Origin of the sequence: Bacillus sp. 204(2023) (assembly GCF_037027505.1) — a bacterium.
GTDB classification, from domain to species: domain Bacteria; phylum Bacillota; class Bacilli; order Bacillales; family Bacillaceae; genus Bacillus; species Bacillus subtilis.
Map to the genome: position 1 here is coordinate 108,564 of NZ_JAXCHE010000003.1, position 17,793 is coordinate 126,356.

The following is a 17,793-nucleotide window of genomic DNA, read 5'->3' on the forward strand; positions in this document are numbered from 1 at the left end:
TACTAAACTCCTCAAAAATAGTAGTTTTGAAAATAATCAAGCTGCTGCTTAGTGATCATCGCTTTTTTAGACGTTCCCTCAAAGGAAACTGTGAATGAATGCTTGGTATAAGCGGAAAAATGCTTTATGTAATGAATGTTGATAATAAAGGAACGATGCGAACGAAGAAAATCTTTTTCGGGCAGGTCGCCTTTAATATCATTTAATGTTTGATACGTTTGCACCTCTTCGGCGGTTGTCACAATCGTCGTCGAACGTCCCGTCCGTTCTGCGAAAATAATATCCTTCTTTTGCAGGACGTGCATTTCAGACTTTTGCTTTATCAATATACGCCCATTCAAACTCGTTTCCGTTTTCTTTTTCAAGTAACGGTCGAAGGAAGCGGCCAGACGGTCGGCATAGTACGGCTTCATAATATAATCATGGACATTCAGGTCAAAGGCGTGAACCGCATAACCGCCGTGGCCGGTAACAAAAATCACATCCACATCAAGTGAATGGGATTTGATCAAATCAGCAAGCTCGTAGCCAGACATATGGGGCATCTCGATATCGGCAAGCAGCAGATCAATGTCTCCGTTCTTTACCCGCCTGTAGGCTTCCTTCGCTGAATCGGTGGAAAAGACAATTTCGACGTCCTGCATTCTGGACACGATCGCTTCCAGCTTCTCTAAATCTACTCGATAATCATCTACAAGTCCGACTTTTACCATTATCATTCCCCTAGTTACATAGAATCATCTTTATTCTATCCCATTTCGCGACATAAAAAGAACTCTTCGCGACAACTTTATCCAACTAATCCAGCTTTTCGTATATAGTCATTACTAGAAATAAAGATAAGGGAGATTGTGACATGATTACACTGACCGATTGCAGCCGCAGGTTTCAGGATAAGAAAAAAGTAGTCAAAGCGGTGCGAGATGTAAGTTTAACAATTGAAAAAGGAGAAGTCGTCGGCATTCTCGGAGAAAACGGTGCCGGCAAAACCACGATGCTGAGAATGATTGCTTCCTTGCTTGAACCATCACAGGGTGTAATCACAGTAGACGGCTTTGACACGGTCAAGCAGCCGGCTGAGGTCAAACAAAGAATCGGTGTCTTATTCGGAGGAGAAACTGGGCTTTACGACAGGATGACCGCTAAAGAAAATCTCCAATACTTCGGCAGGCTGTATGGGCTGAACCGCCACGAGATCAAAGCAAGAATAGAAGATTTATCGAAACGGTTCGGCATGCGCGATTATATGAACCGGAGAGTGGGCGGGTTTTCGAAAGGCATGAGGCAGAAAGTCGCCATTGCCAGAGCGCTGATTCACGATCCGGACATCATTTTATTTGATGAGCCGACAACTGGGCTTGATATTACGTCAAGCAACATCTTCCGAGAATTTATACAGCAGCTGAAAAGAGAACAAAAAACGATTCTTTTTTCCAGCCACATTATGGAGGAAGTGCAGGCGCTCTGTGACAGTGTCATCATGATTCACAGCGGAGAGGTGATTTACCGAGGGACGCTTGAATCACTATATGAGAGCGAGCGCAGTGAGGATTTGAATTACATCTTTATGTCTAAGCTTGTCAGGGGGATTTCTTAAATGCTGAGCCATATTTATAAAAAAGAAATGATCGACGCTTTGCGCGACAGAAAAACGATTTTACTCACAATCTTAGTGCCGATGATTATGATGCTTGGACTTGTCTTCTTTTATGAAAGCATGCTGTCCGACAAAGGGGAGCAGTACACGCTGGCTGTCGGCCATTCGCTTCCGCCCGCACTGGAAAGCAAGCTTAATGAGATTGACGAAATCAGCGTAAAAACATTTGCAAAGCCTGAAGAGGCAGTTGATGAAGGAAAAGCAGATGCCTATCTGAACGTCCCGAAAGAGTTCGACTCATATGTCAACAGCATGACACCTTTTAAGGTTGAAGTTTACGGCAATTCAATCGATCAAGGGTCGTCAAATGCCATGCAGCTTGTGCAGTCTGCCTTAGATCAGTACAAAAATGAAATTGTGCAGGAACGTTTAACAAATAAGCGCATTGATCAATCGGTCATCCAGCCATTTACGATTCAGCAAAAGGAAGCGGATGAGGAGAAAGGGACTTCCGCTATTATGCTTTCCGCCATTCTGCCCATGCTGATTCTGACTTCCATTGTTTCCGGCGCAATGCCGATCGCTCTTGATATCATGGCCGGTGAAAAGGATCGGAAGTCAATCGAGGCGCTGCTATTAACGCCAGTCAGCAGAAACAAAATGCTGGTCGGCAAGTGGCTTGCGGTTTCCACTTTTGGCGTGGCTTCAGGTGTATTGGCTTTGGTGTTTTTGATTTTGTCCACCGTGTTATTTACCGAAAATTTAAAAACGGCCTTCCAGCTGGGAGATCATATGTGGAGTGTAATCGGCGCTTCAGCGTTAATCATTGTGCTCTCTGCATTGCTGATCTCTGCGATGGAGCTTTTCATCAGCATCATGTCCAGCTCGGTAAAAGAAGCGCAAAGTTATATGTCTCTCGTCGTCTTTCTGCCTGTGTTCCCGATGTTTTTCATCTTCAGCAAGGCACCGAACCAATTTGACTTATCATACTTTCTCATCCCGTTTCTGAACCTGCATGCGTTATTTAAACAGCTTTTATTCGGGATGGTTGAACCGGCTGCCATTTTGTCTACGTCAGGAACCATCGCCGTGCTCATCGCCATCTTCTTTTTACTAGCCAGAGCCTGCTTCCTGAAAGACAAATGGGTTCTTCCAAAATAAACTTGCAAAAGGAGAAATACACTTTCTCCTTTTTGTATATCCTGAAAAAAGAAGGAAAATAGAAAAAGGATAGCTAATACAAAAAGTGACCCTGCACTATTTTTCATCAAAATTGGTTTCAAAGGAGAAGGAACAATGGATCAAACACGTACACTCGGCAAAACGAAGCTGAAGGTGAAGCGGATCGGATTCGGCGCGAATGCGGTCGGCGGGCATAATCTATTTCCAAATCTAAATGATGAAACAGGGAAGGATTTAGTGCGCACGGCATTGGATGGCGGCGTCAATTTTATCGATACCGCCTTTATATATGGATTGGGGCGGTCTGAAGAATTAATCGGCGAAGTCGTACAGGAACGCGGCGTGCGGAATGAGCTCATCATCGCCACCAAGGGAGCTCATAAAGAAGTGGACGGCAGCATTGAATTAGACAATAGCCGGGAGTTTCTTCGCAGCGAGGTCGAGAAGAGCCTGAAGCGGCTGAAAACAGATTACATTGATTTGTATTATGTTCACTTTCCGGATGGAAAAACACCTCTCGCTGAAGTGGCGGGCACTTTGAAAGAGCTGAAGGATGAGGGGAAAATCAAAGCAATCGGCGCTTCGAACCTCGATTATCAGCAATTGCAGGATTTTAATGCTGATGGCTATTTGGAGGTCTTCCAGGCCGAATATTCTCTCATACAGCGTGATGCCGAGAAAGAGCTTCTTCCATACTGTGAAAAACAAGGCATCTCCTTTATTCCTTACTTTCCGCTTGCGTCCGGACTGCTGACAGGAAAATTCACGCGAGACACAGTCTTTGATGATTTCAGAAAGGATAAACCTCAATTTCAGGGTGAAACGTTTATCCACAATCTTAAAAAAGTAGATAAGCTGAAAGCAGTAGCGGAGGAAAAACAAGCGGATACGGCACATGTCGCCTTGGCGTGGCTGTTAACGAGACCGGCGATTGATGCCATTATTCCAGGAGCTAAACGACCTGAGCAATTACAGGATAACCTGAAAACCTTGAACATTGAACTCACCGAAGACGAAGTGAATTTCATCAGCGACATTTTTAAATAAAAAGGAAATAGCCGTCATGGCTATTTCCTTTTGGTGTTTTATTCTTTGATGAATGCTTCGACTAATTCTGCTGCTCTGTAATCATCCATATCAAGCTGCCATTGGTCGATGTCATTTTTCTTCATTTTCACTTCAACTGTTTTTTCAGATGAAGCAGGTCCAAGCTTTTTAAATTCCTCAGGGTAGACTTGAAGCGCGTATTTCACTGCCTCTTCATAGCTGGCACTAGAGTTTTTACTGTAGTAGTCTTTCACTTTGTCTTCGATACGGTCTGAAAGAGAAGATGCATCTACAGGTTTAACTGTGGCTTCAACAATTGCTTCGTCTTTAGAGATTGAAGTCGTTTTTGCTTGAATGGAAGAGTTTTTGCTTAATCCCTCTTTAATGCCGTTCACGATATTATCAAGCGCTTTGCTGTCCGCATATGTGCTGGAAAGGCCGGAAGCTGAGAGATAACCGTCTTTGGCTGATTCATTGAAATCATTTACAATTTCATTTTTGTTAGCGCCGGTGATTTTTTCGAAATCGGCGTTATCTTTGCCGAAAAGAAGGACATCAACATAAGCTGATAACGCTTTTGCAGAATCTTGGAGCTTATCTGCCGTCGCCAGGATTTTTTTGTCTTTTCCGTCAATTTTAAAAGTAACTGATTTTGGCTTTTTATCACCGTAAGATTCCGGCGTATAGTTAAGCTCGTATTGCTTGCCTTTATCTACAACGAAGAAAAGATTTCCTTCAACGGATTTGTCAGCGTTAATCGTGCTGCCTTGAAGCTTTTCGCTATAGTCTTCAGGGTCTGTGTCAGACATTTTGGTATCACCTTGATACAATGTGAAATCCATACTGTCTACATTCAGCGGGTCTTTTCCTGTGTTTTTCACCGCGACATTGACTTTTAACACAAGCTGGTCATCTGAAGTGGACTTATCATATTTAGACGGAAGTGTGTAAGAGACATCCTTGATTTTGACTTGAGCTATATCTGAGCTTTTTTCTGTTTCTGATTCTTTCTTCTCCGCGCTTGTTTTGCTGCCGGAACAAGCAGCTGTAAACATCATCAGCAGAAGAATTAGGAAAACAGCGTACGTTTTTTTCTGAAACATTCATTTTTCCTCCTCAAATGGTTTAGGAAAGGGGAGTCTTTTGTCTTTGAGAAATGGATCTTTTTGAATGGATTAGCATCATATAACCAAAAAAATCGGTTCTTTTCTCACGGTTTTCACCGGATTTTCTGGAAACTCCGCCCTCCTTTGTCATGAATGGACCTATAAAAAGTTACAACGGAATTAATTTTAAGATTATTAGCTTTTATATTGAATAGGTTCATCATCCTATTTTTGGTGAAAAATGTTCTGGTAAAACTGGTAAACTCAGAAAACTGTGTATTTTAGACTATTACTTTTTGATTAGTTGGAGGGAACTTAAGAAGGATGAAAGGGGCTGCCTTTGTGAAGAAAGAGGGACTGAAACAAAAAGCACTGGAAATCGGCCGGGTGCCGACACACTTAAAACTGGAAATTGAAGATTATGGCGGTGATGACAAAAGAGCCTATTTTTGTTGGAGAGATCCTCAGGATGAGAATATCGGCATTATCGTGGAACTTGGACCGGACGGGGAGCTGGAATCCCTTTCCTGTGATATTGAGCCTGAAATCGGAGAAAGGCTGTCTGAGGAGAAACTAGAGGATATCATGCGCCAATTTGTCGAGACTCATCATCCGGGGGCACTCTCTGCCTTTGTTCGTGAAGAAAATGACCGTGCATACGGCGATAAAGTGAGATTTTCATATGTTCAAATGGAGGCTGGGCTTCCTCTCCCCATGAGCGGATTTATGGCTGATGTTTCCTTATCAGGAGAGATCGTTTACTTCCGCTATTACGGCGAAGCAGGCAGCATCATCAAGCCAAAGAGGGTCGCGGATGTTGAAGAGGCACTTGCCTTTATCAAGAAGGACGTGGAGTTCGACCTTTTGTTTGAGGTTCTCCATCGTTCTGTTTACAAAAACGGAGATGATCAGCCGCATTTGGTGTATGAGCCTGAATGTAGGGCGATTACCGTACCTGCGGATTTGGTTCAAGAAGAACAAGGAGGAGTTGATGATGACGATGATTACAGGGAGCCGGAGAGCTTTCCTCTCCCTTTATTCGAGGGCATCCGCGAAAAGGCCGATCCTGACAGCATGATTGGTATTGAAAATGGGTTTGTCAAAGAGCGGGAAGCGGATTTGGGAGATGGGAGAATCGGAATCGTTTGGCGGAATCCGGATGACCCTGTGTATCAGCCGGCGGATAAAAGCATGGACAGCTGGTTTAAGGGACGGACTCATCAAGTGCTGAAAACCATCTATAACAAAGAAACCGGAAAACTCGAAGGCGTCATGTCATTTATGGAGAAAGAAGGGCCGTTGACAGTAACTGAGGCAGAGTGCGAAAAAATCGCGGTTCGCTTTCTGTTTGCTTTATTTCCGAATGCCGATCAATATTTTAGGATCAGATACGACGAAAAAGATGAAGAAGAAAACGCAGTCGCTGTTTTTACATTTGAAGCGCATTGTCACGGAGTTCCGATCCGATTTGGGCAGATCAGAATTTGTGTCAGCCGCCAGACAGGGTATATCACCGTTTATATGGGACCGGATATTGACCCAAATGAGCTGGCAACCATTGATCCTGTGCCGGCCATTTCAGTTGAACAAGCCAAGTCTATCTTTTGGCAGCATTTTAAAGTTGAGCTGGGCTGGGAAAGAGAATATCACGATAATGAAGAACACAGCTACCGGCTCGTCTATAGGCCGGTGTATCCGCATTTTATCGATGCACATACAGGAGAGCCTGTCTTCAGCTCATGGTAAAACAGCCAAAAGTCACGCAATTGCCTCGGATATAGAAGAGAGTATGTGATGAAAGTAACAGAAAGAATCTCGAAAAACAATGACAATAATAGAAAAGGACCTTTCTTCACTTTAAAAGAAGAAAGGTCTTTTTATATAATAAACAGGATTCTCTTTGTCGTAGACTCTTTGAAAGGGATGACTTCATTGGTTAATAAACAGCTGAAAAAGAAGGCGCAGGAGATCGGAAATGTACCGACGCATTATGAGCTTGAGATAGAAGATTACGACCAAAAGCAAAAGAAGAACGGGCAGGCATATTTTATCTGGAAGGACCCTAAAGATCCGGAAAAGCACATTACAGTTGAACTTAGAAATGACGGCGCTTTGCTCACCTTTTCAACAACTGTCCGCTCCGAGACAGACAAACAACTTCCAGATGCCGAGCTGAAGCTGACGGCTCTTCAGTTTGCCGCTGCCAATCATCCCGGCACATTTATGAATTTTCATTTTCAAGGCAAGGAAGAACGGGGGCAGCACATCCGGTTTGTCTATACCAAAATAGAGCTGGGGCTTCCGATTCCCAATTCAGGTTTTTTAATTGATATGACACGCAGCGGTCAGATTGTCCACTTTCTATATTACGGGGAAGGGCATAAAGCTGAAGTTCCGACGGAATTTGTAGCAAAAGAGAAGGTTGTGTCCCATTACTTAAACACAATGTCTTTTGAGCTGATGTACGATGTCATTGATGGCGAACAGGAACCAAGGCTTGTTTATGAACCGATTCTCCCGGGATACAGCTATCCCGCAGATGTAGACGAAATTGTGCCCGACCAGCATATCGCAGATGAAAGAATAGAAAACACGGCGCCACTGCCGCAGCTTCAGAACAAGGAAGAAGTTGATATATTTGCCTTGCTGGGTTTTACCTCTGATATGCAGAAAGTCAGTGAAAGAGACTTTGGAGAACAAATTGGAAGCACGTGGCGCAGGGGCGCTGCGCCGGAGCGTAAGGATTTAAGCATAGGAAGCTATTTTGAAACGAGAAATAAAAACACAATCAAAATGAAGACGGATAAAAGAACCGGAAAATTAAAAGCAGCGCTTTCTTTTATGGAGCGGCCGAACAACCGCCAATGCTCCACGGAAGAATGCCAAGAGATAGCGCTTCAATTTTTGTATGCCCTCTATCCGAGAGCGACTGAGTTTTTCAGGATGAATCCCGTCCGAATTGATGAAAGAGGGAGAGTCCGCAACCATTTTTCTGTCTGGTATAAAGGAGTGCCGCTGCGGTTCGGCGCTGCCCGCATCATTGTCAATCCGGAAACTGGGTTGATTGACGCTTTTATGGCGCCTGATATTGAACCTGAACAATTGGAAGCGATAAATCACAGGCCGGATGTTTCCGCTGAAGAAGCGAGAGAAGCATTTTTAGCCGCTTTTGATGTGAAGCTGGAATGGCAGCCCGATTTTACAGCAGGCAGTGACCAGCACTACAAACTTGTCTATAAGCCGGTTTACCCTTCCTATATTGATGCGCACAAAAGGAAAAAGAAAAGGCTGTGAGGGGTGTCTAGTTAGGAATCATCTCCAAGTGGGGATAGTCCTTGAATCGTTTCCAATCCCCGCCCCATTCGAAACCGAGTGTCTTAGCGATCTCGACAACCTCCAGCCAATCTGATTTTCCGTTTTGATTGCCGTCATATTCCATATCCCATATGATGCTGCCATCCTTTTTTTGAAGGGCGAAATCAATCGCTAAACCATAGTTATGATACGATTCCCCTCCTCTTGCATAGGTGACAATATTCCCTTTTTTTGTACGTCCCTGTTTATATAATTCATCTTGTTCCTTAAAGGACCTGAATCCTTCAGTAATGACGACGGTAATGCCTTTATTCGCTGCAGCGGCTTTGAGTGCATCGGCATTCTGCTTCACAATCGGATGAAGATCCGAGGGGACAGGCATGTCCTGCAAGGCGTTTTGAGAATGCCATTCATGCCGAATATAACTAAAACAAAGATCTAGAAGAAATAGAATACATAAGATGACAAATGTTTTTGCGGGTAACTTCATATCGGTCTCACTTTCTCAAGATGTGCTGAATGTTAACGCTTTTAAGTGATTGACTCTCTCTAAAAGCGAACAGCTATGATAAAATATAACATAAATAGTAGCAGGAGGAAGGAGGCAGACCGATGAGAGCAAAGATTCCATCAGAAGAAGTAGCAGTAAAGCTGAATGAATGGTACAAGCTCATTCGCGCTTTTGAAGCAGATCAAGCAGAAGCGTTAAAGCAGGAGATTGAATACGATTTAGAAGATATGGAAGAGAACCAGGACTTGCTTTTATATTTTTCTTTGATGGAATTCCGCCATCGAATCATGCTTGATAAGCTGATGCCGGTGAAAGACAGCGACACCAAGCCTCCGTTCTCTGATATGCTGAACGAAATTGAAAGCAATCAGCAAAAACTCACGGGCTTACTGGAATACTACTTTTATTATTTCAGAGGAATGTACGAATTCAAGCAAAAAAATTTCATATTAGCGATCGACCATTATAAACATGCCGAGGAAAAGCTCGAGTATGTCGAGGATGAGATCGAAAAAGCTGAGTTTCTTTTTAAAGTCGCAGAAGTGTATTATCACATCAAACAAACGTATTTTTCCATGAATTATGCGAGCCAGGCGCTTGATATTTATACGAAATATGAACTGTACGGTCGCCGCCGGGTTCAGTGTGAATTTATCATCGCCGGAAATTTGACCGATGTGTATCATCATGAAAAAGCACTGACCCACTTGTGCAGCGCTTTAGATCATGCCAGGCAGCTTGAAGAAGCGTACATGATCGCCGCTGCCTATTATAATGTCGGACACTGTAAGTACAGTCTGGGTGATTACAAAGAAGCGGAGGGCTATTTCAAAACAGCCGCCGCCATTTTTGAGGAGCACAACTTTCAGCAAGCTGTTCAAGCTGTATTTTCACTGACCCATATCTACTGTAAAGAGGGAAAATACGACAAGGCAGTAGAGGCGTATGACCGCGGGATAAAGAGCGCGGCTGAATGGGAGGATGACATGTACTTGACGAAATTCCGCCTCATTCATGAGTTGTATCTTGGAAGCGGCGACCTGAACGTGCTTACAGAATGCTTTGACCTGCTGGAATCCAGGCAGCTTCTTGCCGACGCCGAAGATCTGCTGCATGATACAGCGGAACGTTTCAATCAGCTGGAACATTACGAGTCCGCCGCTTTCTTTTACCGCAGGCTGATGAATATTAAAAAGAAGCTTGCCGAGCAGCGTTTTCAATAGGAAATAGCAGAGAACTACAGGTTCTCTGCTTTTTTTGTGCTGTTTTCAACTCGGAAAAACAGGGTATTTTCCACTGCATAGTGAGAAATCAGAGGAGGATATCAAGTATGTACAAAGATTTAACCGGAAAAACAGCGATTGTGACAGGTTCTTCAAAAGGAATCGGGAAAGCCATTGCGGAACGGTTCGGACAGGAGAAAATGAATGTTGTTGTAAACTACCACAGCGACCCGTCTGGAGCCGATGAAACTCTGGAAATCATTAAGCAGAACGGAGGGAAAGCCGTCGCAGTTGAGGCGGACGTGTCAAAAGAAGAGGGGATTCAGGCGCTCTTGGACACAGCATTAGAGCATTTCGGCACGCTCGATGTGATGGTAAACAACTCCGGTTTTAACGGCGTTGAGGCGATGCCGCATGAGATGAGTCTTGAAGATTGGCAGAGAGTGATTGATGTCAATGTTACCGGAACCTTTCTGGGAGCGAAAGCAGCACTTAACCACATGATGAAAAACAATATCAAGGGCAATGTGCTGAATATCTCAAGTGTTCACCAGCAGATTCCGCGCCCTGTAAACGTTCAGTATTCCACATCCAAAGGCGGCATCAAGATGATGACGGAAACGCTGGCGCTCAATTATGCGGATAAGGGAATCCGCGTCAATGCGATAGCGCCCGGCACCATTGCCACAGAATCAAATGTTGATACGAAAAAGGAAGAGAGCAGGCAAAAACAATTGAAAAAAATCCCGATGAAAGCCTTCGGAAAGCCTGAAGAAGTGGCGGCAGCAGCAGCTTGGCTCGTATCTGAGGAAGCAAGCTATGTGACCGGCACAACACTTTTCGTCGACGGCGGAATGACACTTTATCCGTCTCAGCTTGAATAGAAGACAAAACAGGGGGATTCCGGGATGAAAACGGACTGGTGGAAGGATGCAGTGGTGTACCAAATTTACCCGAGAAGCTTTCAGGACAGCAATGGAGACGGAATTGGGGACTTGCGGGGGATTATTTCCCGTCTTGACTACATAAAGGAACTTGGGGCAGATGTGATTTGGATTTGCCCGATCTATCCTTCTCCGAATGTTGATTACGGCTATGATGTGACAAACCATAAGGCGATTATGGATTCTTACGGAACAATGGACGATTTTCACGAGCTGCTGGACCAGGTGCATCAGCGGGGATTAAAGCTGGTGATGGACTTTGTGTTAAATCACACCTCGGTCGAGCATCCGTGGTTTAAAGAAGCGGAGCTGGACAAAAACAGCAAATACCGCAGCTATTATTATTGGCGTCCTGGCACAAAGAACGGCCCGCCGACAGACTGGCTCTCAGACTATGGCTGCCCGGTCTGGCAATACGAAGAGCACACCGGAGAATACTATCTCCATATGAATGCCGTCAAACAAGCTGATTTAAACTGGGAAAATCCTGAAGTTCGCCAGGCGGTGTATGACATGATGAAATTTTGGCTCGATAAAGGGGTCGACGGTTTGCGAATTGATCAGCTCCATCTCATTTCTAAGAAAGAATATCTTCCTTCGTATGAGGACTATATCAATCAGCAGGCAGAGCCGAAGCCCTTTCAGCCAAATGGCGAACGAATCCATGACTATTTAAAAGAAATGACAGATGAAGTGTTTTCCCAATATGATGTCATGTCTGTCGGAGAGGTCGGCAGTGTCACACCGGAAGAAGGCCTGAAATATACGGGAACAGATAAGCATGAGCTGAATATGATTTTTCACTTTCAGCATATGGAGCTTGATCAGCAGCCCGGAAAAGAACATTGGGATTTGAAGCCCCTTGAGCTTTCTGATTTAAAATCGGTTTTGACAAAATGGCAAAAGAAGCTTGAGCATCAAGGCTGGAATACATTGTTTTGGTGCAACCATGACCAGCCCCGGATTGTGTCCAGATTCGGAGACGATGGGGAATACCGCAAAGCATCAGCGAAAATGCTGGCAGCCGTACTTTATTTTATGAAGGGCACGCCGTATATTTATCAGGGAGAAGAAATCGGGATGACAAACGCGCCGTTCACCCGGATTGAAGACTACAAAGATATCCAAACGATCAATATGTATCATAAACGGGTGTTTGAAAAAGGCTATGATCCAAATGATGTGATGAGATCGATCTTAGCCAAAAGCCGGGATCACGCCCGGACCCCGATGCAGTGGAACAGCGGCAAAAATGCCGGATTTACTGACGGCACGCCTTGGCTGAAGGTCAATCCGAACTTCACCGCAATCAATGTGGAGGAAGCGCAGGGAGATCCTGATTCTGTCTTAAACTATTACAAAAAACTGATCAGCCTGAGAAAGCAGTACGCTGACCTCATGAAAGGGAGCTTTGATCTTTTGCTTCCGGACGATCCGCAGTTGTTTGTATACATGAGAGAAAACAGTAAACAGCAGCTTTTGTCGGTCAATAATTTTTCAAAAGAGCAGGCTGTTTTTCAGTGGCCTAAGAACTGCGGCAAAGCTCAGGCCTCACTGCTTCTCAGCAATTATAACAACGATGATCTTGCTGACGAAATGGTGTTCCGGCCTTATGAGAGCAGGGTCTATCTTCTGGACAAAACAAACTAATGATTGAAGTAGCCCGGCATTCTTAGCCGGGTTTTTTTAGTACATATATTCGCTCTGCAGGCGGGAAGAATAAATGAAAATGAAATTTATTCTTGCAAAACGTAATGACTTCGGTTTATTATGATATAGGATTACAAAATCGTTATCATTTTGATTTAAAGTTACTGAAAAAGAGGGGATATACGATATGTTTAAAAAATGGAGCGGTTTGTTTCTGATTGCAGCGTGCTTTTTATTAGTTGCAGCATGCGGCAACTCATCAACAAAAGGGTCGGCGGATTCAAAGGATGATAAACTGCACGTTGTCACAACGTTCTACCCGATGTATGAATTCACAAAACAAATTGTAAAAGACAAAGGCGATGTGGATCTGTTAATCCCATCTTCCGTTGAACCGCATGATTGGGAACCGACGCCGAAAGACATTGCTAACATTCAGGATGCTGATTTGTTCGTTTATAATAGTGAATACATGGAGACATGGGTTCCGTCAGCTGAAAAAAGCATGGGCCAAGGCCATGCCGTTTTCGTTAATGCAAGCAAAGGTATTGATTTAATGGAAGGCTCTGAAGAAGAACACGAAGAGCATGATCATGGGGAGCATGAGCACAGTCATGCAATGGATCCTCACGTATGGCTCAGCCCTGTTCTGGCACAGAAGGAAGTTAAAAATATTACGGCGCAAATCGTGAAGCAGGACCCGGATAACAAAGAATACTATGAGAAAAATAGTAAAGAATATATTGCAAAACTGCAGGATCTTGATAAACTATATCGTACAACCGCAAAAAAAGCGGAGAAAAAAGAATTTATCACGCAGCATACAGCTTTTGGCTATCTGGCAAAAGAATACGGCTTGAAGCAGGTTCCGATTGCAGGGCTGTCACCTGACCAAGAACCGAGTGCAGCCAGCTTGGCAAAGCTGAAAACATATGCCAAAGAACATAATGTAAAAGTCATTTACTTTGAAGAAATTGCATCCTCAAAGGTCGCAGATACGCTCGCCAGTGAAATCGGCGCGAAGACAGAAGTGCTGAATACACTGGAAGGCTTGAGCAAAGAAGAACAGGATAAAGGTTTAGGGTATATCGACATTATGAAACAAAACCTCGATGCCCTGAAAGATTCACTATTGGTTAAATCATAAGATAGTGTGCGCCGGAGGGTGCACACTATTTCTTTGTGAGAAAGGAAGATTAACATGAATCTCGTCTCATTGAAAGATATCGTTTTCGGCTATTCCCATACGCCTGTTTTAGATAAAGTATCACTTGATATTGAAAGCGGTGAGTTCGTCGGCATCACTGGACCAAACGGCGCCTCTAAATCGACGCTCATAAAGGTAATGCTCGGCATGCTGAAACCGTGGGAAGGCACAGTGACGATCAGTAAAAGGAATACAGAAGGGAAACGCCTGACCATAGGGTACGTCCCGCAGCAAATTTCTTCATTTAATGCCGGCTTTCCGAGCACGGTGCTGGAGCTTGTTCAGTCAGGCCGCTATACAAAAGGGAAATGGTTTAAACGTTTAAATGAAGAAGATCATCTTGAAGTAGAAAAAGCACTGAAAATGGTGGAAATGTGGGAGCTCCGCCATCGTAAAATCGGTGATTTATCAGGCGGACAGAAACAGAAAATCTGTATCGCCAGAATGCTCGCCAGCAACCCGGATCTGCTGATGCTGGACGAACCGACGACAGCTGTTGATTACGACAGCAGAAAAGGATTTTACGAATTTATGCATCACCTCGTGAAAAATCACAATCGCACAGTTGTGATGGTTACTCACGAACAAAACGAAGTACAGCAATTTTTAGATAAAGTGATTCGATTAGAGAGAGGAGAAAAAGGCGGATGGAAATGTTTGACTTGGAATTCATGCGACGAGCTTTTCTAGCAGGCGGCATGATCGCCGTCATGGCTCCGATACTAGGAGTGTATCTCGTTCTCAGAAGACAGGCCTTAATGGCTGACACACTTTCACATATCTCATTGTCAGGTGTTGCCATCGGCTTTTTTCTCAGCACCAATATAACCGCAGCAAGCATAGTCGTCGTGACCATCGGCGCGATCGGAATTGAATACATGCGGCGGGCGTATCGGACGTATTCAGAAGTGTCCATTGCCATCTTAATGGCAGCTGGTTTGTCCTTCGCGATGTTTTTAATCAGCCTTTCCAAAGGCACAGCCAATATGAGCATCGATCAATACCTATTTGGATCGCTTGTGACAGTAAACCAGCAGCAGGTCTATATTATCAGTATTATCACACTGCTGATCCTGCTTTATTTTATCGTACTGAGAAGGCCGCTTTACCTGCTGACGTTTGATGAAGCAACAGCCAAAACATCGGGAATCAATACAAACGTTCTCTCGTTGTCATTCAGTATTGTCACAGGCCTTGCGATTTCAGTCATTATTCCGATCATCGGGGTCCTTCTTGTATCGGCCCTGCTTGTATTGCCGGCAGCATTCGCCATCAGAATTGCAAAAGGCTTTAACATGGTTTTCATTACAGCCATACTCATTTCATTATTCAGCGTATTTACGGGACTGACATCATCCTATCAGCTCGGGACGCCGCCAGGTCCGTCTATTACCCTGCTTTTGATCGTTTTGCTATTAATCGGATTTGCAGTTCAGGGAGTTTGGACGTTTATCAAAAAAGAAGCTCAGCGCAAAAAAAGAAGCCGATAACATGAAAAGCAGTTTTCCCTAGGGAATACTGCTTTTTTTATAGAAACAATCCGGCAAGGCGCTCATAAGATTCTTTTTTCGCCTCAAAATCAAACACATTGCACAGAACCATGATTTCATTTGTTTCATAGCGGTCTGTGAGGTCTAACAGCTGTTGTTTGACAGTGGTTGGAGAACCGATCACCATCCGCTTTCTGTTTTCTTCTATGAGTTTTTTATCGGACGCTGTATAGGGATAGGCTTTCGCCTCCTCGATGCTTGGCACGCGGCTGTCCAAGCCTTTCCCGACGCGAAGAAGCCACAAATCTTGGCTTAATGCGAGTTCTTGTGCCTCTTCAGCTGTTTTTGCGCAAATGACAAAAATCGTAAACAGTGCGGACGGATTCGAAAAATGGGCTGAGGGCCGAAAGCTTTCCCGGTAGATGCGGAATGCATTTTCTCCTCGCTCGGGATTAATGAAATGCCCAAATACATATCCAATCCCCTGATGCGCCGCGCGTCTTGCGCTGTTTTCACCAAGACCGAGCACCCATAGCTCGGGTGCCGTACCAATAAGGGGCGCCGCTTTGATTCCGGCATACGGATGGTCGGGAGGAAGGGAATCTGTTAGAAAATAAGAGACATCCTGCAGCTGTCTGTTAAATTCGGTTAAGCTTTTTTTCACCCCGTCCGTTAATGCAAGTCTGGTTTTTGTCGTGCCGCCGGGGGAGCGACCGACGCCGAGGTCAATCCGGTTTGGATACAGGGCCTCAAGCTGGCGAAAGGTTTCAGCCACTTTAAATGGGCTGTATTGGGGCAGAAGCACGCCGCCTGATCCGACACGAATGGTGTTTGTCTGTGCTGCGATGCGGGCGATCATGATTTCAGGCGCTGTGCTTGCCAGTCCTTTCGTGCTGTGATGCTCGGCAAACCAATAACGCTTATAGCCCCACTCTTCGCTAAATCGAGCAAGCTCAACCGAATGCTGAAGAGTTGTCACAGGGCTCTCTCCTTTAGAAACAGGTGCCTGATCAAGTATGCTTAAATGAATCAAAAGGCCGCTTCCTTTCTGTCTGTTTTTAGATGGTGACACAAGAATAGGCAAAATGACTTGCCCGCGTCAAATGGTTTGTTTAAGAAGCGCACTTTATAGCATTTGCAAATCATATATCAAATATGGAAGTTTTTTTTCGAGGTTTTTCGTCAATTATTCTTAACTTTTACGAAACTTTGATATAATAACAAACGTATATATTAGTAATTTACGGCTTATTTTCCTTGTGAGCGTAAAAATAAATGTGACTATCTTCACATTTCGATGAGTAGGAGTGAATCGTGTGGCAATTTCTTTAGAAAAAGGTCAACGAATTGATTTAACAAAAGGAAAAGCCGGTCTGTCAAAATTGATGGTCGGTCTCGGCTGGGACCCAGTGTCCTCAGGCGGAGGGTTCTTCAGCAAACTGCTTGGCGGAGGCGGTCCGAATATCGACTGTGACGCTTCAGTGCTGATGCTGGAAAACGGAAAATTCACCGAAAAGAAAAATCTGATTTATTTCGGCAACCTGAAAAGCCGCTGCGGCGGTGTACAGCATACAGGCGACAACCTGACGGGTGACGGTGCGGGCGATGACGAGCAAATTATGATAGATTTAGATAAAGTGCCTGCAAACATCGATAAGCTTGTATTTGTAGTGAACATTTACGATTGTGTCAGAAGAAAACAAGATTTCGGCATGATTCAAAATGCGTTTATCCGCGTAGTTGATCAATCTAATCACGAGGAAATGCTCAAGTACAATTTGAGAGACAATTACGCCGGCAGAACAAGCCTGATTACAGCAGAAATCTACCGCAGCGGCAGTGAGTGGAAGTTTGCGGCGATCGGTGAAGGCACAAACGATACGAGATTAGAAGATATTATCAGCCGATACGTATAAAAGAAAAGGAGTGGATGAAACATGACAATTTCATTGGCAAAAGGACAAAAAGTAGATTTAACAAAAACAAATCCGGGTCTTTCAAAGGTTGTTGTCGGTTTAGGCTGGGATACGAACAAGTATGACGGCGGGCACGACTTTGATCTTGACTCAAGTGTGTTTCTGTTAGACGCTGCAGGCAAATGCGCATCTCCAAACGACTTTATTTTCTACAACCAGCTTGAAGGCGGCAACGGTTCAGTCGTTCATTCAGGCGACAACCTGACTGGTGCTGGCGAAGGCGATGATGAGAATGTAAAAGTAAATCTCAGCGCTGTACCGGCAAACATTGATAAAATCTCATTTGTTATTACCATTCACGATGCAGAAGCGCGCAGCCAAAACTTTGGACAAGTATCAAACGCGTTTGTCCGCATCGTAAATGAAGAAACAAATGAAGAGCTCATCCGTTACGATCTTGCAGAAGATTTCTCTATTGAAACGGCAATCATTGCAGGGGAGCTTTACAGACATAACGGCGAGTGGAAATTCTCCGCAATCGGCTCAGGCTACCAAGGCGGCCTTGCCCGCATTGCAACAGACTACGGTTTGCAAGTCGGTTAAGA

The 17,793-nt window shown here is 44.3% G+C and carries 18 protein-coding genes; 13 read left to right on the plus strand and 5 right to left on the minus strand.

From position 1 onward, the window contains the following. Positions 1–11 precede the first annotated feature (11 nt). Positions 12–713, minus strand: coding sequence for a two-component system response regulator NatR (gene natR, locus WA279_RS07885; protein ID WP_003234759.1), 702 nt, complete (start codon positions 711–713; stop codon positions 12–14). A gap of 143 nt (positions 714–856) precedes the next feature. Between natR and natA the strand changes: the two genes are divergently transcribed. From natA to WA279_RS07900, 3 genes are all read left to right on the plus strand, one after another. Beyond that, the gene (gene natA / locus WA279_RS07890; protein ID WP_277736891.1) at positions 857–1,597 is read left to right on the plus strand and encodes a sodium ABC transporter ATP-binding protein NatA; all 741 of its coding nucleotides are present in this window, start codon (positions 857–859) and stop codon (positions 1,595–1,597) included. Continuing rightward, positions 1,598–2,758 carry a sodium ABC transporter permease NatB gene (gene natB, locus WA279_RS07895; protein ID WP_336154947.1) on the plus strand — a complete coding sequence of 387 codons (1,161 nt, stop codon included), beginning with the start codon at positions 1,598–1,600 and terminating at the stop codon, positions 2,756–2,758. It abuts the gene before it with no gap. Between the two features lie 135 nt (positions 2,759–2,893). Beyond that, positions 2,894–3,826, plus strand: coding sequence for an aldo/keto reductase (locus WA279_RS07900; RefSeq protein WP_116316153.1), 933 nt, complete (start codon positions 2,894–2,896; stop codon positions 3,824–3,826). Between the two features lie 38 nt (positions 3,827–3,864). Here WA279_RS07900 and WA279_RS07905 read toward each other — a convergent pair whose 3' ends face one another. Next, the gene (locus tag WA279_RS07905; protein ID WP_003234750.1) at positions 3,865–4,929 is read right to left on the minus strand and encodes a DUF4352 domain-containing protein; all 1,065 of its coding nucleotides are present in this window, start codon (positions 4,927–4,929) and stop codon (positions 3,865–3,867) included. A gap of 22 nt (positions 4,930–4,951) precedes the next feature. Then, on the minus strand, positions 4,952–5,083 hold the full coding sequence (locus WA279_RS07910; RefSeq protein ID WP_003246334.1) for a hypothetical protein: 132 nt from the start codon (positions 5,081–5,083) through the stop codon (positions 4,952–4,954). 173 nt (positions 5,084–5,256) lie between these two features. Between WA279_RS07910 and WA279_RS07915 the strand changes: the two genes are divergently transcribed. Further along, the gene (locus WA279_RS07915) at positions 5,257–6,678 is read left to right on the plus strand and encodes a YcdB/YcdC domain-containing protein (RefSeq protein WP_336154951.1); all 1,422 of its coding nucleotides are present in this window, start codon (positions 5,257–5,259) and stop codon (positions 6,676–6,678) included. 186 nt (positions 6,679–6,864) lie between these two features. Continuing rightward, positions 6,865–8,226, plus strand: a complete 1,362-nt coding sequence (locus WA279_RS07920; RefSeq protein WP_336154954.1) for a YcdB/YcdC domain-containing protein — start codon at positions 6,865–6,867, stop codon at positions 8,224–8,226. A 7-nt stretch (positions 8,227–8,233) separates the two neighbouring features. On the opposite strand, the gene cwlK is transcribed toward WA279_RS07920, so the two are convergent. Next, the gene (cwlK, locus tag WA279_RS07925) at positions 8,234–8,737 is read right to left on the minus strand and encodes a peptidoglycan L-alanyl-D-glutamate endopeptidase CwlK (RefSeq protein ID WP_017695036.1); all 504 of its coding nucleotides are present in this window, start codon (positions 8,735–8,737) and stop codon (positions 8,234–8,236) included. A gap of 122 nt (positions 8,738–8,859) precedes the next feature. On the opposite strand from cwlK, the gene rapJ reads away from it, so the two are divergent. The 6 genes from rapJ (at position 8,860) to znuB (ending at position 15,272) form a co-directional block, all read left to right on the plus strand. Beyond that, positions 8,860–9,981 carry a response regulator aspartate phosphatase RapJ gene (gene rapJ, locus WA279_RS07930; RefSeq protein ID WP_015715201.1) on the plus strand — a complete coding sequence of 374 codons (1,122 nt, stop codon included), beginning with the start codon at positions 8,860–8,862 and terminating at the stop codon, positions 9,979–9,981. Positions 9,982–10,088: 107 nt separating this feature from the next. After that, positions 10,089–10,865: an SDR family oxidoreductase gene (locus tag WA279_RS07935; protein WP_015382686.1), complete on the plus strand. Its 777-nt coding sequence runs from the start codon at positions 10,089–10,091 to the stop codon at positions 10,863–10,865. 24 nt (positions 10,866–10,889) lie between these two features. Next, a complete protein-coding gene (locus WA279_RS07940) occupies positions 10,890–12,575 on the plus strand; it encodes a glycoside hydrolase family 13 protein (RefSeq protein ID WP_046160023.1) in 1,686 nt (561 codons plus the stop codon). 187 nt (positions 12,576–12,762) lie between these two features. Then, positions 12,763–13,722, plus strand: coding sequence for a metal ABC transporter substrate-binding protein (locus WA279_RS07945; RefSeq protein WP_335388847.1), 960 nt, complete (start codon positions 12,763–12,765; stop codon positions 13,720–13,722). Between the two features lie 54 nt (positions 13,723–13,776). Continuing rightward, positions 13,777–14,472 (plus strand): zinc ABC transporter ATP-binding protein ZnuC, encoded by a 696-nt coding sequence (gene znuC, locus WA279_RS07950; protein WP_014475714.1) that lies wholly within the window; start codon positions 13,777–13,779, stop codon positions 14,470–14,472. Then, on the plus strand, positions 14,430–15,272 hold the full coding sequence (gene znuB, locus WA279_RS07955; protein ID WP_003246340.1) for a zinc ABC transporter permease ZnuB: 843 nt from the start codon (positions 14,430–14,432) through the stop codon (positions 15,270–15,272). Before znuC ends, znuB begins: the two co-directional genes overlap by 43 nt. A gap of 37 nt (positions 15,273–15,309) precedes the next feature. On the opposite strand, the gene WA279_RS07960 is transcribed toward znuB, so the two are convergent. Beyond that, positions 15,310–16,305, minus strand: coding sequence for an LLM class flavin-dependent oxidoreductase (locus WA279_RS07960; RefSeq protein ID WP_336154957.1), 996 nt, complete (start codon positions 16,303–16,305; stop codon positions 15,310–15,312). A gap of 283 nt (positions 16,306–16,588) precedes the next feature. Between WA279_RS07960 and WA279_RS07965 the strand changes: the two genes are divergently transcribed. Together WA279_RS07965 and WA279_RS07970 are read left to right on the plus strand one after the other, a co-directional pair. Next, positions 16,589–17,188, plus strand: coding sequence for a TerD family protein (locus tag WA279_RS07965; protein WP_024571892.1), 600 nt, complete (start codon positions 16,589–16,591; stop codon positions 17,186–17,188). 21 nt (positions 17,189–17,209) lie between these two features. Next, the gene (locus WA279_RS07970) at positions 17,210–17,791 is read left to right on the plus strand and encodes a TerD family protein (RefSeq protein WP_003234723.1); all 582 of its coding nucleotides are present in this window, start codon (positions 17,210–17,212) and stop codon (positions 17,789–17,791) included. Positions 17,792–17,793 lie beyond the last annotated feature (2 nt).

Bases quoted from the DNA above. Each gene is read 5' to 3' on its own strand.
- natR (WP_003234759.1), bottom strand. From the start codon at position 713: ATGGTAAAAGTCGGACTTGTAGATGATTATCGAGTAGATTTAGAGAAG.
- natA (WP_277736891.1), top strand. From the start codon at position 857: ATGATTACACTGACCGATTGCAGCCGCAGGTTTCAGGATAAGAAAAAA.
- natB (WP_336154947.1), top strand. From the start codon at position 1,598: ATGCTGAGCCATATTTATAAAAAAGAAATGATCGACGCTTTGCGCGAC.
- WA279_RS07900 (WP_116316153.1), top strand. From the start codon at position 2,894: ATGGATCAAACACGTACACTCGGCAAAACGAAGCTGAAGGTGAAGCGG.
- WA279_RS07905 (WP_003234750.1), bottom strand. From the start codon at position 4,929: ATGTTTCAGAAAAAAACGTACGCTGTTTTCCTAATTCTTCTGCTGATG.
- WA279_RS07910 (WP_003246334.1), bottom strand. From the start codon at position 5,083: ATGACAAAGGAGGGCGGAGTTTCCAGAAAATCCGGTGAAAACCGTGAG.
- WA279_RS07915 (WP_336154951.1), top strand. From the start codon at position 5,257: ATGAAAGGGGCTGCCTTTGTGAAGAAAGAGGGACTGAAACAAAAAGCA.
- cwlK (WP_017695036.1), bottom strand. From the start codon at position 8,737: ATGAAGTTACCCGCAAAAACATTTGTCATCTTATGTATTCTATTTCTT.
- rapJ (WP_015715201.1), top strand. From the start codon at position 8,860: ATGAGAGCAAAGATTCCATCAGAAGAAGTAGCAGTAAAGCTGAATGAA.
- WA279_RS07935 (WP_015382686.1), top strand. From the start codon at position 10,089: ATGTACAAAGATTTAACCGGAAAAACAGCGATTGTGACAGGTTCTTCA.
- WA279_RS07940 (WP_046160023.1), top strand. From the start codon at position 10,890: ATGAAAACGGACTGGTGGAAGGATGCAGTGGTGTACCAAATTTACCCG.
- WA279_RS07945 (WP_335388847.1), top strand. From the start codon at position 12,763: ATGTTTAAAAAATGGAGCGGTTTGTTTCTGATTGCAGCGTGCTTTTTA.
- znuC (WP_014475714.1), top strand. From the start codon at position 13,777: ATGAATCTCGTCTCATTGAAAGATATCGTTTTCGGCTATTCCCATACG.
- znuB (WP_003246340.1), top strand. From the start codon at position 14,430: ATGGAAATGTTTGACTTGGAATTCATGCGACGAGCTTTTCTAGCAGGC.
- WA279_RS07970 (WP_003234723.1), top strand. From the start codon at position 17,210: ATGACAATTTCATTGGCAAAAGGACAAAAAGTAGATTTAACAAAAACA.